General features: G+C 33.2%; 13 protein-coding genes. 5 read left to right on the top strand and 8 right to left on the bottom strand.

Annotated features, from left to right (window positions below; genetic code table 11):
- Positions 1-18 precede the first annotated feature (18 nt).
- Genes AAA453_RS01930 through AAA453_RS01910 form a run of 5 tightly spaced genes read left to right on the top strand, consistent with a single transcriptional unit; the run spans position 19 to position 5,348 of the window.
- Positions 19-1,224, top strand: a complete 1,206-nt coding sequence (locus AAA453_RS01930) for a glycerate kinase family protein (RefSeq protein WP_064783362.1) — start codon at positions 19-21, stop codon at positions 1,222-1,224.
- On the top strand, positions 1,214-2,617 hold the full coding sequence (locus AAA453_RS01925; protein ID WP_427705875.1) for an SLC13 family permease: 1,404 nt from the start codon (positions 1,214-1,216) through the stop codon (positions 2,615-2,617). The genes AAA453_RS01930 and AAA453_RS01925 overlap by 11 nt, the downstream gene beginning before the upstream one ends.
- A 12-nt stretch (positions 2,618-2,629) precedes the next feature.
- Positions 2,630-3,307, top strand: coding sequence for a response regulator transcription factor (locus tag AAA453_RS01920; RefSeq protein WP_002511690.1), 678 nt, complete (start codon positions 2,630-2,632; stop codon positions 3,305-3,307).
- Between the two features lie 5 nt (positions 3,308-3,312).
- Complete coding sequence (locus AAA453_RS01915) at positions 3,313-4,671, top strand: sensor histidine kinase (protein WP_021338973.1); 1,359 nt, start codon at positions 3,313-3,315, stop codon at positions 4,669-4,671.
- On the top strand, positions 4,668-5,348 hold the full coding sequence (locus AAA453_RS01910; RefSeq protein ID WP_427705873.1) for a PepSY domain-containing protein: 681 nt from the start codon (positions 4,668-4,670) through the stop codon (positions 5,346-5,348). Before AAA453_RS01915 ends, AAA453_RS01910 begins: the two co-directional genes overlap by 4 nt.
- 128 nt (positions 5,349-5,476) lie before the next feature.
- Here AAA453_RS01910 and AAA453_RS01905 read toward each other — a convergent pair whose 3' ends face one another.
- From AAA453_RS01905 to AAA453_RS01870, 8 genes are all read right to left on the bottom strand, one after another.
- Entirely contained in the window at positions 5,477-6,973 is a 1,497-nt protein-coding gene (locus tag AAA453_RS01905) for a DUF6056 family protein (RefSeq protein ID WP_427705871.1), read from the bottom strand.
- A 1-nt stretch (position 6,974) separates the two neighbouring features.
- Positions 6,975-7,922, bottom strand: a complete 948-nt coding sequence (locus tag AAA453_RS01900) for a glycosyltransferase family 2 protein (RefSeq protein ID WP_427705869.1) — start codon at positions 7,920-7,922, stop codon at positions 6,975-6,977.
- 137 nt (positions 7,923-8,059) lie between these two features.
- A complete protein-coding gene (locus tag AAA453_RS01895) occupies positions 8,060-8,839 on the bottom strand; it encodes a sugar phosphate isomerase/epimerase family protein (RefSeq protein WP_427705867.1) in 780 nt (259 codons plus the stop codon).
- Positions 8,840-8,841: 2 nt separating this feature from the next.
- Entirely contained in the window at positions 8,842-9,912 is a 1,071-nt protein-coding gene (locus AAA453_RS01890; protein WP_427705865.1) for an ABC transporter ATP-binding protein, read from the bottom strand.
- Positions 9,913-9,922: 10 nt separating this feature from the next.
- A complete protein-coding gene (locus AAA453_RS01885; RefSeq protein WP_069832535.1) occupies positions 9,923-10,738 on the bottom strand; it encodes a carbohydrate ABC transporter permease in 816 nt (271 codons plus the stop codon).
- The gene (locus AAA453_RS01880) at positions 10,728-11,603 is read right to left on the bottom strand and encodes a carbohydrate ABC transporter permease (protein WP_427705863.1); all 876 of its coding nucleotides are present in this window, start codon (positions 11,601-11,603) and stop codon (positions 10,728-10,730) included. The genes AAA453_RS01885 and AAA453_RS01880 overlap by 11 nt, the downstream gene beginning before the upstream one ends.
- A 20-nt stretch (positions 11,604-11,623) precedes the next feature.
- A complete protein-coding gene (locus tag AAA453_RS01875; protein ID WP_427705861.1) occupies positions 11,624-12,904 on the bottom strand; it encodes an ABC transporter substrate-binding protein in 1,281 nt (426 codons plus the stop codon).
- A gap of 120 nt (positions 12,905-13,024) precedes the next feature.
- Positions 13,025-13,603: a glycerol-3-phosphate responsive antiterminator gene (locus AAA453_RS01870; RefSeq protein ID WP_427705860.1), complete on the bottom strand. Its 579-nt coding sequence runs from the start codon at positions 13,601-13,603 to the stop codon at positions 13,025-13,027.
- Between the last annotated feature and the right edge of the window lie 61 nt (positions 13,604-13,664).

Genomic DNA, 13,664 nt, shown 5'->3' with positions numbered 1-13,664 from the left:
TACGGGGAGATGAAGATTATGAAATTTACAGTTATTCCATCAGGTTTTAAGGAAAGTTTAAGTGCAGAAGAAGTTGGTTATGCAATTGAAAAAGGTATTAAACGTGTCAATTCAAATTATGAAGTAAATGTTATACCTATGGTTGATGGTGGCGAAGGTTTCGTAGAATCTATTATTAAAATTAGAAATGGCTATAAAATAATGACTCATGTCACTGGCCCTGTCGGACAACGCATCCAATCTTACTTTGGCGTATTTAAAGAAGGAAAAGAAACTGTAGCTGTGATTGAAATGGCTGCAATTGCAGGATTAAGACATGTCCCTAAGACACAAAGAAACCCATTATACACAACAACTTATGGCGTAGGTCAAATGATTATTAAAGCACTTGATTACGGTGTAGATAGAATAATTATAGGTTGTGGCGATTCTGGTACATCTGATGGTGGCGTAGGTATGGCTCAAGCTATTGGCGTTAAATTCTATAATAAGCATGGCGAGGCAGTTTACATTGATGGTGGCGTTGATATTGATAAAATTCATGACTTAGATTTAAGCAATATAGACAGCCGAGTATCAACAACACCAATTGATGTTGCTGTAAATTGGTCTAATATATTATGTGGTGATAAAGGCGTTGCACGAGTATTTGGTCCTCAAAAAGGGGCGTCACAAGAGGACGTAGAACATTTATCAAATAATTTATATCATTTAGCTGCTTTAATTAAGCAACATACAAATAAGGATTTACGTTATGCAGAAGGTACAGGGGCATCAGGTGGTCTTGGAGCCGGTCTCATCGCTTTCGCTAATGCAACATTGCATCCAAGGTTTGATTTGATTAAAAATTATATTCAAATCGAAAGCAATCTTGAATCAACGGATATTGTCATTACTGCAGAAGGTTGTATTGACTATCAAACACCGAATGGAAAAGTGCCTGCTGAAGTTGCACGTATTGCTAAAAATCACAATAAACCTGTAATAGCTTTTGCAGGAACGATTGGTAAAGGCGCAAAAATAAATTATCAAAGTGGTATTGATGCATTTTCTAGTATTATACCTGAGCCAGCTACTTTAGAAAATGCAATCAACGACGCAGATAAATGGTTAGAGGGCAGTGTAGAAAGTGCGATTCGTTATATTATGATTGGTATGAACCTTTTTAAAGCAAGAGAACAACAAAAGCATAAACTGAAGGAAGTCGTTACAGATGCTAGCTAATGTTTCATTTTCACATCTATGGATTTGGATATCTTTTCTTTGTTTAAGTTTTTATATCTTTTTGGTATTAGATTTAAGTTACTTAGGCAAAGTAAGTATAATGATTTTTATTTTAGCTATTATATTATTTATATTTTCAAATTTACCTGCAGGATTAGCTGGGATGCTATGTTTGATCGGTGCAGTGTTGCTGGGTGTTCCAGATTCAATATTATTTGAATCATTAAATCAACATATCGTTTGGTTAATGATTGGCGCATTTATCATCAGTAGTGTCATAGAAGAAAGTGGTTTATTAACAAGGCTCGTCAATTGGTTTAGCCGAAAATGCCATACTGAAAAGCGTGCAAGTTTATTCATTTTGGCAACGATTCAACTCATGACTTTCTTTATACCTTCAACTTCAAGTCGTGCAGCAGCAATGTTACCTATTTATCAAGCGATAAAAACACAGTTTCCAAAGCGTGCCACGATGTATGGTTTAATGATACCTATACTTATTTTAACTATGACGAATACGACCTTAATTGGTGCGGGAAGTCATTTAATAGGTATAGGTATTTTAGAAGGTCAAACAGATAAATCGATTTCTTATATTGATTTCGTGTTATGGGGCTTACCCTTTGGTTTACTAATTAGTTTGATTGCTGCTGTCATATTAATGTACAGTCCTATTAAACAACAACCTATGAAGGAAGTTTCAGATAAAGAACCTGTCGATATTGAAGTTGACGTTGAACAAACACCACTTTCGTCAAAGGAACGTAAAGCAATTATTTTAATTGGCATAACTATTGTACTGTGGGTTACTGAAAGTTTACATGGACTTGATATTGCTTTTGTAACAATTTTAATGGCTTTTTGCATGTTGATTCCTCAATTAGGACTCATAACTTGGAAAAAAGCTTTGTCCGAAGTGTCATGGAGTTTAATATTTTTCGTAGCGAGTGCAACTGCACTTGGAGAATTATTAATAAAATACGGTGTCGTTAAGTACATACAAGACCAAATTTTATCATTACTTAACGGATTACCAGTAATGCCTGCAATTGTATTTGTGATTATACTAAGCATCATTAGTGTAGGTTCACATTTACTCATTACAAGCCATACAACAAGAGCTGTGGTACTTGTTCCAACGGTACTTATTTTCGCGGAAACCTTTGAATTAAATCCTATGTCAGTTGTATTTATAACATTAATTGGCATAAACTATTGCTTAACATTACCAGTAAGTTCAAAAGCATTATTAATATTTTATGAGTTAGATGATCGACCATTTAATACTTCACAACTTTTAAAATTAAATATGTGGTTACTCCCTATTTATGTAGTATTTATGGTCTTAATGTATTTATTTTATTGGCAATTTATAGGTTTAAAACTAAAGTAGGTGTATTGAATAATGGAAAAGATTTTAATTGTGGAAGATGATGAAAAAATTGCACGTGTATTGCAATTAGAACTAGAGTTTGCAGAATACGATGTGACTTTAGCATATACAGGCAAGCAAGGAATACAAGCATTTCAAGATAATTCCTTTGATCTCATCTTGCTTGATGTTATGTTGCCAGAATTAAATGGTTTGGAAGTGTTGAGACGTATTAGAACGAAAGATAATTCAATAAAGGTCATCATGTTAACCGCTCGTGACGCATTAATGGATAAAGTCGGCGGCCTTGATTCTGGCGCAAATGATTATGTTACTAAGCCTTTCGAAATAGAAGAATTATTAGCTAGAATCCGTGCGCATTTAAAAATGCTACATGCTGACACAGAAGAAGATGATGACATTCTCGTACATAGACATATTTCTGTAGATACAAAGTCACGTGAAGTCTATATGGACGATACTATAGTGAGTACTACGCCAAAAGAATATGAAATGCTTGTTTATTTCCTGGAAAATAAAAATCAGGCTTTAGAGCGTGAGCAAATAATCAAACACGTATGGCAATTTGATTACCAAGGCGATACTAACGTAGTCGATGTGTATGTACGTCACTTACGTAAAAAGTTAGACAAAAACAAACCATCCATTATCGATAGTGTCCGTGGGTATGGTTATATGATTAAGGATTAATTTATATGAGATTAGGTACTAGAATCCAGTTGTATATCACCGTGATGACCGTAATTTTGATTATTTGTGTGAACATCTTTGTGTATGTTATTTTCAAACATTTTTCAATAGCTTCTGAGCTAAATCAACTTGAAGCACGTAGTATTAATATTATAGAAGAAATTAAAAAATCGGATAATAGAACGAATCAAGAAATTATGAATAACAGTTACATACTTTCTGATGGCTACATCAGTGTTATTGATAAGAACGATAAAGCCAAAGTGAATTTCACGACTAATGTAGATTATAATAATATCCAACAACCCTTTCAAAGTAAGCAATATAAAAAAACCGTTGCTTATAAAGGTCATCATTTTGCAATGATTTCCTTGCCTATCGTTTGGGAACATGGTGAAGTCGTCAATTTACAGCTTTATGAAAATGTAGACTTTAAGTATGAATCCTTTCAAATTTTAAAATGGATTTTAATCGGCTCAGTTATATTATTACTAATAGTAATTTTTTACTTGAATAGAGTAATCACCAATATTATCACGCAACCGATTTTGAAATTAAGTAAGCACATCAAAGAAACACAAGAAACCAAAGATTATTTACCTGTAGAAGTACAACAAAATGATTCGTATGAATTGCAGGAATTATCTACTTCCTTTAATGACATGATGAACAAATTGAAAGAACACGACGAGAGACAACAAGCATTTATTATGAATGCGTCACATGAATTAAAAACACCAATTACAGTTATAAACTCTTATAGTCAAATGTTGCAGCGATTTGGAAAGAAAGATCAAAAAACATTAGATGAAAGTATCCATGCTATTGGTGATGAAGCTAAAAAAATGAAATATTTAACAGAACAATTGTTATATTATGCTCAAATAACGAAAAATAAGACGGAAAGTAGTCTTGAATATGAAAATATAGTGGAATTAATTGAAGAAATCACACATCGCTTAAAGCATGTATATAAACAAGATATAAAAGTAGAAGTAGCTTGTGAATCTTATGAAGCTTGGCTAAATATTTCTTTATTCAAGCAATTAATACACATATTTTTAGATAATGCACACAAATATGGTGAATCACTTATTATTGTCAGAATTTCTGATAATAAAGATTCATTCAATATTGAAATTATGGATGACGGTATAGGTATTCCAGAATCTGACTTGCCTCATATTTTCACTCGCTTTTATCGTGTAGATAAAGCACGGTCACGTAGCACTGGCGGTTCAGGTTTAGGATTGTCCATTGCGCAAGAAATTGCCACACAACAAAATATAGTGATTGATGTAAAAAGCGAAGTAAATAAAGGATCATCCTTTATTTTAACTGTGCCTAAAGGAGTCAAAAAATGAAACTGCTCGTTAAATTAATTTTAATAATGACATGTATTGGATTATCTGTCGCCCTATGTGTAATTATATTTTTAAAAGCGAATCAGCAACTTATGGCAGAGACAGATGCAAAAGCAATGGTTGAGAAACGTTACAACGGTGATATTGAATCTATCAAGCTCACTGATAATAAAAATGAATTTTTAGTAAAATTAAAATCAAGTGAAGGTATATATCACATTAAAGTAGATAGAGAAAAGAAAACAATTTCTAATATAAAACAAACAAAGGATTTAAAACCAAAGAAACCTGAACCCAAAAAGGAACAGAAAAAGGAAGATAAAAAAATCAGTGAAGCATCAGCCAAAGATATAGCAAAAGAACACGTCGGCGGTACCTTTAAATCTATTACTTTAAAAGAAGATAAAGGTATTAAATACTATTTGGTGACTCAAGATATAAGTAGTCAAAAAGGTGCTAATATCATTATCAATCATGTTACAGGTAAAGTATCCTCAGTAGCTTGGTTCAATAAAAATAATGATGCAGCATCAACTGAAACCCAACCTACACAACCACCGCCTACAAATCAAAAACAACGTATTTATTCAGGTGATGATGACGGTAATGATGACGGCGACGATGACAGTGATGACGACGGCGACGATTATGATGATTATGAAGATGGCGATGATTAATAAATCACTTTACAAATATTTAAATAAAAACTCCGAGGTAGTTAGTAAATTTACTATCCCGGAGCTTTTATCTGTTTCGAGTAATTCGAAAACTAGTAATAATTTATAATAATTAACACATTATTTCATCAATCACTCTTCTTTTCTTCGCTACCAAAAGGCACATACTTAACTTTTGTATCTGCTGGTAAACCTTCATATTTATTGAATAGTGTTTGATATTTCTCGCTGGTTGGCGTTGCATGATGTAAATAATGTTCAAATGGCAGTTTCTCCATCGTATAGAAATCCTTATCTGGATGCTCTTTTACTTCTTGTTTCAAATTCGCGATTCGCGTTTCATTTTGATAGTGGATATAGTAAAAACCACTCAAATAAACAACACCAAACATAATTGCAATTCCCACAATCATATTACGCCACAACGCATGCATGACGTTGAGTTGAACAAGTAATATCAGTAGAATGATGCTATAGATTACATATACTGTATAAAAATTCCTTGGACCGAGTGGTGATACAATGACTAAAGGTGCACATACAAGTAAAGTTGAGGCTAGGAGTAAATATAATGTATAACGTACTTCCTTTTGCCCGATCACTAAATGTATTGCATAAATCATTGCACCTAAAAATATAATACAAATCACAGTATTAAGCAGATTTGCTATAGTGATTGAATGGAAATTTTGTAATTCGAATTGTTTATATATGAAAAAGTAATAAATAGGCAATATCAATAATCCACTAACAGTCAGCCCTATTTTCACCTTGGATAAGCTGTACAGCACAGTACTGCGATAAAGCATAACTAGCACCACAGCAATAATCATAGATAAAATCACAATTTGATTGAAAAAGACCCAATCTGGAATTGTCGTAGTCACCGTATGGAATATTTTATCGAATAATCCTGTTTCACTAGATACATTCTGGTAACTGCTGCCTTCAAAAAATATTTTACGATAATTGGGGTTTAAAAACATGATTACTGTGCCAGCCACAGATAATAATAAACCAACAATAAATTTAGGGTTAATTTGTCGATAAAGTAATAAGTTCAGGGCGATAGCTAACACCAAAATCATACTATTAAAGAGCGTCGTATTTTCCATAAAAAACTGCCCAATAAAACAAATAATATAAAAGACAATATTGATTACAGGTGTAAGCCCTTTTCGTTCAAATAAAACTGTAACGATAAACCATAAAATGAACAGCACACACAACGTGGCTGGGACATAATTATAAAAACCTGCAAACCATCCATAAGTTTGTTTGTATATCTCACTTGGTATCGTAACCATAAGTATAAAAGCTATTAAATAATATAGTGGCTGTTTCGTATTGTGAGTAAAACGAACAATAATATATATCATAGCCATGCTAATTAACGCGTAAGATATCCACCTAAACCAATCCAAACGAACTGCTACAGTTTCTAAAATATTACCCAAATAACGCCCATTTAAATTCGCATATTTTTCCTGCCACATTTGCACGCCATACTGACTATACCAATCCCAATCATCATGGGTTAATGGTAAAAAGAACGCCATAAAATAGTAAAATAAAAATAGTGCGGTAAGTGTCAGGTACATCTTGTCCAAATTTAGTGATTTCATATTAATTTACCTCATGTTTATTTAAATTCGTCTTATGTATAATAAATAACGGTCTCTGTTTCACTTCATAATAAATTCTACCTATATATTCTCCAATAATACCTAAAGAAGTCAGCTGCACGCCGCCTAGGAACAATACTGCAAAAATAGTAGTGAAATAACCAGGCGTAGATACACCATAACTCAGTGTATAAATTAAATTGAATATAATATAGAGAAAGCTCATCAAACAACTAAATAATCCTAAATAAATAATAATACGTAACGGTCTATTGTTAAAGGAAATCAGTCCATCTATACCATAATTTAACAATGAACTAAATGACCATTTAGACTCTCCTTCTTCGCGTTGTACATTTTGATATTCAATGACTTTTGGCTCAAAGCCGATCCATGCAAATAATCCTTTTGAAAATCGATTGTATTCTCCTAATTTCACAACTTCTTTAACGGCACGCTGACTCAGTAACCTAAAATCTCCTATGCCATCCTCTAAGGTAACATCTACCATTTTATTAATCATTAAATAATACATTTTAGACAGATGCTTACGTAACCAACGTTCTCCAGTTCGATCTCTTTTAGCCACCACTTGATCTTCACCATTTCTAAAATCTACAATCATTTGTGGAATTAATGACGGCGGGTGCTGTAAATCTCCGTCTATGATGATCAACGCCTCAGCTTCCGTACTCGCTTTCAACCCTGCATACATCGCAGACTCTTTACCAAAATTACGTGAAAACGAAATGTATTTCACCCTACTATCTAATTCAGATAATTGTTGAATTATTGTTAATGTTTGGTCTCTACTACCATCATCCACGAAAAGTAATTCATATGTATAACCGTTAATATAACTATCATGTTGCATAATTTCTGTTAATTTATCATACGTTTGTTTAATTACAAACGCTTCATTAAAGCATGGAATCAATATTCTAATCATTAAAACGGCGCACCTCTTTGAATTATAATTATATAAAATGTATTATATACAGTATTATACAATATAAAAAACCAGAATGTACCATATATTTTGTACATTCTGATTTATCGTGTGCACTATGTCTATTTTATTTTGCTTTATTTACTTCCCATTTTACTTACTACATAATTAATATCACGTTGGATGTTTTCTGGTTGTTCCCCTATATCATAATTATATTCTAGAGTCAGATGTGCGTTCGGCGTATATTGATGATAAATTTCAAAAAATGCATCCATATCTAATGTTCCTTCATGCAATAAATTGTGGTCATCATGCTTACCATCATTGTTGTGTAAATGATAGAATTTAATCTTATGCTTAAGTTGTTGAACCACATGTTCTAAATCCCAATTATTAGCGTTAGCATGTCCCACATCAATTAATACACTGTTCTCTCTTTCTTTACAGAAGTCAATAAATTCTGATTCTGTTAACAGTTTATTTTGCTTAGTATCTACCCCTACATTTTCTACTAAAATGTTTACACCTTGTACTTTCGCTTCTGATGTAATATTGTCTAAATTATTTGCTGTCTCAGCAATCATTTGCTGTTTATTGTTAATAGCTACATTATTTACATGGTAAACAATATCTTTAATCCCTAATGCCACGCAGTGTTCAATTGCCAATCTAATTTGTTTTAAGCTATATGGGTCTGCTTCTCTAGGACGCGAATGCTCTACATCAAAAATTTGTTCGTGATATGTTAAGAAACGTTGTGAATCTTTACCTATCTCAAGTAATTCCTTCGTATAAGCTTCATCTTGATTGTTACCAAAAAGTTCTATGCCTAAATTGGGATTTACTTCTAATAGACTATAAATTGGTGCTAACCCGCTTCTAATATATGCGTTTGTACTTAAGATTAATGCCATGATTATCGCTCCTCAATATTTATTTCTGTATTTGGGTCAAACAATGTTACTTTATTCATATCAAACTTTATATTTACAACTAATTGTTCAGGCTTGTCATAACTTTTCACAGTCAGTGTCTGTTGGTTTAACTTACCAATGAGACTGTAGCATTCACCTAAATTTTCAATATCTTCTATTTCAAATTTCAGCTCCGTTGGTTCGTCTATAATATGAACTGCTTCAGGACGAATACCAACTAAAAGTTGATGCCCCTCATACTGATTTAGATGTTGTTGTTTTAAACTTTCTGCATTAATTGAAAGTTGGTCATCAAATTTAAGTCGATGCTTTTCATATGTTGCATCCAAAATATTCATCGGAGGTGCACCAATAAAACGCGCCGTAAAGACATTACGTGGATGATTATAAATATTTTCAGGTGTATCGAACATTTGTATTTCACCCTTATTAAACAATGCAATACGATCTGCCAATGCCATCGCTTCTAACTGATCATGCGTAACAAAAATAAAGGTATGTTGGTACATGTCATGTAAATGCAACAACTCTCTTCTTGCAGAAACACGTAATAAGGCATCTAAATTAGACAACGGTTCGTCTAACAAGAAATATGAAGCATTTTTAACAACTGCACGCCCTAAGGCAACCCTTTGACGTTGTCCGCCTGATAATTCACTCGGTTTACGCTCCTTTAAATGATTTAAATCAAGTATAGAAAGTGCTTGATCCAGTCTCTTGCTAATCTCTTCTTGTGGGACTTTATTCCGTTTCAATGCATAAGTAATATTTTTCTCTACACTCATATGCGGATACAGTGCATAGTTTTGAAAGACCATCGCAATATCTCGTTCCCCCGGTTCATAACTTGTTACATCTTTATCATCAAAAAGAATTTGACCGTCTGAAACACTTTCAATACCTGAAATCATTCTGAGTATCGTAGACTTTCCACACCCAGAAGGACCTAAAAACACAACACGTTCACCGTCATTTATTTTTAAAGTTAAATTCTCAATTACTTTGGTATCACCAAATGATTTACTTAAATTTTTTAATTCTAAAGTACCCATTGTCATCCTCCTATTTAATTCCACTAGTAGTAAAGGTATCGATAATAAAACGTTGGAACACTAAATATATAATGAGTGGAATCGCCATTGTTAAGACACTTAAGGCCATCGCCACAGTAAAGTTTGTTCCTCCTTCTGAACTTACAAACAGTTGTAATGCTAAAGGTAACGTATAATTTTCTTCATTTTTCAACATTAAATTCGGCCAGATATACTCATTCCATGACAATATGAAAAACCAAATACTTGTAGATGTTAGTGCAGGCTTAGTAATCGGCACAATCACATCTTTCATCGTGTGCCACACTGAAATATTATCTACTTGAAGCGAGTCTAATAAAGCTCTTGGAATATTACGCATAGACTGCGTTAACATGAATATGCCAATTGCGTCTGCAAGCTGCGGTAAAATGACGCCCCAAACTGAATCCACAAATCCTAAACGTGCCATAATAATGTAGTTCGGAACCATTGTTACTGTAAATGGCACGAAAATCGTTGCTACAAGTACCATATATGTCACTTTTTTAAATTTAAATTGGTAAAAGACAATGGCAAACGCTGCTAAAAATGAGATTGCCACTTTAACAATCGTAATCACACTCGCAATTACAAATGTATTCGTTGTAATTTGTAGTAACGGAATATCGTTAACTAACTTATCGAAATTTTCCATCGTAAATGGTATCGGAATTAAATTAAGCATGGAGTCATACGCATAACTTAACTTTTTGAATGAATTACTTACCGCAAAAATAATCGGATAAATTGCCAATAATATACACGTAATTAATACAATATGCGCAATATAAGATTTAGTTTTCATACTTAACCCTCCTCTCAACCACTAAAAACTGAACCAGTAATAGTAAAAAGAAAATAACTAGCGTAATTGTTGATACTGCAGCTGACATTCCTGTCTTATATAAGGTGAAACCTTCGTGGTAAGCGTGATAGATTAAGTTACTACTCTGATAATTTGGGCCGCCTTTAGTAATGACGCTAATGGGCGTAAAGACATACTGTAACCCTTGGACAATCGTCATAATTAAAATATAAAACCCTGTCGCCGAACTCATCGGTAAAATAATATCGATAAAAATACGCGATGGTTTTACATTATCTATTTTTGCCGCTTCAATCATCTCTCTTGGAATACCGATAATACTTGAATATAGTACTAGGAAGTTATAACCAAATACTTTCCAAGCAACGATTAAACTAATCACGAATATGACCCAGCCATTTGTTGTCGTCCAGTTCGGTATCGATAATCCAAATACACCAAGTATTTGTGCTACAGGCCCTGATACAGGATTCAGTATCCAAAGGAACACCATCGCTCCTACCACTAAAGAAATTACGGAAGGTATAAATAATACCGTTTGATAAATCCGTTTACCTTTGCCTACAAAGTAATCTACAATAAATGCAAAAATGTAGGTCATCACTGTATTAAATGCTATAAGTAGTGCAATATAAGCAAATGTCTGAACGATAATCATATAAAATTTAGGATCTGTAAAAAGATCAATATAATTATTCAATCCCACAAATTCTTTATGTGTTTTAACCATATTCCAATCAAAAAAGCTTAAATATACGGTATAAATTAAAGGAATAATGTTAAATATTAAAATGATGATTACAGATGGTAATAACAGTGCGTAAGGTAACCATTTTTTATTCATTACGCGTCCTCCTCAACTCGTTAATCTAATTCCTGATTAATTCTATTTTGTGTTTCTTTCATTGTTTGGTTTACATCTGCATCTTCACCGAGTATCTTATCTCGCATATCAATGATCTGTTGTTCAGCTTCTAAACCACTATTACCAGGGAAAGCAGCCCATGGTACAACATTGCTCATCTGTTTAATTGCGGGTTGCATCATTTCATTTTCTGCAACATATGCTTTCAAGCCATTCGGATCATCTACAACATCGTTACTTGGCGGCACATAGCCTGTACCTTTTGTCCATTTCGCCATGTTCTCTACTTTATATAGATACTTCATAAACTTCCACGATGCTTCTTGTTCTTCTTTTGTATCTGAAGTAATACCTAGCATTGATCCACCAGCTGGGACTTTTTTCTCTTTTCCTTCCCATCCAGGCATTTCTATCGCTTCCACATCAAACTTGGCATTATCTTTAATATGTGTTTGTTTCGCATTGGTTGTAAATAACATACCAACTTCACCGTTAATAAAGCTTTGTTGACCTTGTTCATCATTTGTATGTAATGCTGATTTATTTTTCACCATATCTTGCATCAATTGATACGCTTCTACGCCCTCTTCACTCGCAAATGATGCTTTTCCATCTTTAACAATATTGCCACCGTTACTATCAACGATTGCTTGTTGTGCCCAGCTATCAGCCGGTTCTTGTATAAACACGCCATATTGATTTGATTTATTTCTAATCGTTTCAGCGTATGTTTTAACTTCTTCCCATGTTTTCGGACCACTTTCATCTAAATTTGCCTTACGTAAAATATCTTTATTTATAAACATTACGGGGCTACTGACAGAATATGGCAAGCCTAATTGTTCGCCTTTTTCATCCTGTGCAATACTCAACATTTTATCGTCGAATTTTTTCTCTATAAATTCCTTGTCTTCTGGAAATGATTCGTTGATGATTGCTTCAGGTGATGTATATTCAAAGTTATCCTTGTAATAGTTTTTAAATGACCAACCAATTTGAACAACATCTGGTGTCCTTCCTCCCGCGGCTTCAGACATCATATTCTGTATTAATCCTTTATACATGTCCGGATTATATTTAGATTGCACGTAAACATCATCACTTTGCGCATTAAAATCTTTCACAAGCTCTTTTACTGTTTTACCACCTTGCGTCTCAGCATTGACATGCCAATATTCTATTTTGACCTTGCCATCCTTTGTCTTATTGCTGTTTCCTTCAGCGCTACAACCGGCTAAAATTAACAATCCAATACACAATAGAAAACCAATTTTTTTCATTTGCCTTAAAACCTCCCAAAAAAATAGCCAAATAAACGTGTAAATACACGCTTATTTGGCTCTCCAATTGCCTATCGTTTACTTGTCATATTCAATGTAACAAATCAATATTGAGTTTCATCAATGCTCATGTAAAAATTCAGTAAATTCTCTGCTCCACATCTCTTCATTCGCTGTCGATACGCCTAACGCACCATCTTCAAGTGCTTGAGTTAAGTAACTTGCTCTATCTACTAAACCCCCCATAATAATTGGTATCTTCACTTGTGACTGAATCGAGTTGATTAAAAACGATGTAATTGTTGGCATCATTTCTAACATATCAGGTTGGCTTACACGAGCGGTATTAATGATATTTTCTTTCATATCATGATCCGCTAAGAAGAAACGTTGTATCACAAAGATGCCATTTTTCTTAGCTAATTTAACATGGCTCGTTTTTGTGGTTACAACACCCTGGGGTTGGATCATTTGTTTTATATATTTAAAACCAAAATCATCTAATTTTAATCCTTTAATCATCTCTACATGAATATAAACATCAATGCCATATGATTGATACAGCTTCACATACTCTTTTATGTTTATAAAGTTGCCCGTTAAAATAAACACTGCTTTTATATTATCTTTATATTTTAGAACAGTTTCTAACTGTTTTTCATTTGTCACAGATGCAATCACTACTCTATTGTCTTTCATTTTATCCTCCACTTTATAAATATCTATAATACTATTTAAGCATTATTTTATTAATACAGAT

The organism is Staphylococcus parequorum, assembly GCF_039237145.1.
GTDB lineage: Bacteria > Bacillota > Bacilli > Staphylococcales > Staphylococcaceae > Staphylococcus > Staphylococcus equorum_A.
The sequence above is the reverse complement of the archived record's forward strand: the minus strand, read 5'-3'. Positions and strand labels throughout refer to the sequence as shown.